Raw genomic sequence first — 1,715 nt, 5'->3', positions numbered from 1 at the left:
GTCAATAACCTCGTTAACGCCTAACGTACCCCACATCACAAGAATTCAGTCAATAACCTCGTTAACGCCTAACGTACATTTTATCTCCTCAGTATGGAGATCTATCGGCGAGCAAATTTGAAATCGGAATTGGTCACGAGTTGTCGAAGTTTTGTCGAAGAATTTGTCTCATAAAAAGACTATGGAATTGCTAAATTGCAGAGGTCTTTTGTGTTTTGAAGAAATTTTTTACAGGACCAGATGTCATTTCCGTTCCGTCAAAAATCTTATTTACAAAAAGGGGCCGAAGGATCCTTGGAGCAAAGATAGCTCTTCATCATCTGGACTTCCAGACTCTTATCTTCGAGCTGTTTTTTAAGAGAACTGATCTCTCGATCTTTTTCATGTCGTAGCTCTTGGACCGATTTCGTCAAAAGCGAAGTGATCTTGTCGTACTTTACACCCGCTAAATTTCCGTCGGTCGATATGACCGCAAAACGTGGATCCAGAGCGTACATATCCTCGGCAATAAATCCCATTTCGTGAGTATTCGTGCCTTTTAAGCGATAGGTGACGGGATTTAACAACATTAAAAAGTCGAGACCCACTTCTAAGGGCTCAATTTCTGTTTTGAATTTCTTAAGAGAGGAACACGCATCAAATGCTCCGCCGCCGTTATAACAGACCGGACCTGTCGCGCCCGCCGTGCCCGGCATACCAGAAACTAGACGAGATGTCGTGCCGTCAGCCATGACACTTCCTGAAGTCACAGTCAAATTTCCAGTCACAGCGAGCCTCGCACCTGTGGGCGATCCACCAATCCCAATATTTCCCGCGTTACTAATCTGAAATGGCGATGCACCGACGGAGCCATCTGCAGAGTAAAGATCGATCTGGAATGAACCTCGGGTCGCGTTGTTCGGACCCAGCGCCGAAATACGACTCGCACCACTGCCGGAACTATCGAGACGAATGGAATTCGCCACGTTGTGCGAAGCCGCCCCCGTCGCCATGATTTGCCCCATGACTTGGAGTTTACCATTCGGCGCAGTTGTTCCGATACCGACATCTCCACCAGCCAGAACACTCAAGTACTCAGAGGTTCCGTGGAAGCCTAATCCAAAACGGTTCGACGTCAGTCCGTCTCCGCTATGATAATACATAATTTGAGCACTATTGTTGTTAGTTTGAGTCTTTCCTAGATTTTGAAAAATGTAGCCCGTGGTTTGAGCCGGCGCCAATGAGCTGATCACTCGAATATTTCCCGACGTCCCTGGATTTTGCACTTCTAAACTTGCTGTAGGAACACTGGTCCCAATCCCGACGTTTCCGGCAGCGGTCACTCGCACCCTCTCATTTGTCCCAGTTGAAATAGTCAGAGCTTTCGTCACACCCGTATTAGTTGAGTCACTGATATTTAAATCAATCGCGGCATGATCCGAACTGCTCGACATAAGCATATAAGCATTCGAGTTAAACGCGCCAAAACGCGCGATTTGACCGAAAGAGGTGCCGTTAGGGCGCTGCACATCAAGATAGGTCGACGGGCTTGTCGTTCCAATACCGACGTTTCCGCTGTCCATGATGCGCATTTTTTCACTCAGGGACGCTGCGGGATGCTGTCGAGTGAGGAAGATTAAATTTCCGGCGCCGTTTCCAGTATTTTTACCGGCAATCCCGGCCATAGGAGCGTTGGTTTGCTCGGCAAATTCGAGCATGGGCTCCGAAAAATTCGC

1 protein-coding gene is annotated in these 1,715 nt (G+C 47.8%); it reads right to left on the bottom strand.

Going from position 1 to position 1,715, the window contains the following annotated elements; all coding sequences use genetic code 11:
• Positions 1-266: 266 nt before the first annotated feature.
• Positions 267-1,715: tail fiber domain-containing protein (locus K2Q26_15280; GenBank protein MBY0316882.1), on the bottom strand; the 1,449-nt coding region annotated here is incomplete at its 5' end.

Source organism: Bdellovibrionales bacterium (genome assembly GCA_019750295.1).
Classification (GTDB): domain Bacteria; phylum Bdellovibrionota; class Bdellovibrionia; order Bdellovibrionales; family JAGQZY01; genus JAIEOS01.
Note: the sequence above shows the minus strand (reverse complement) of the source record. Positions and strands in the feature narration are given on the sequence as shown.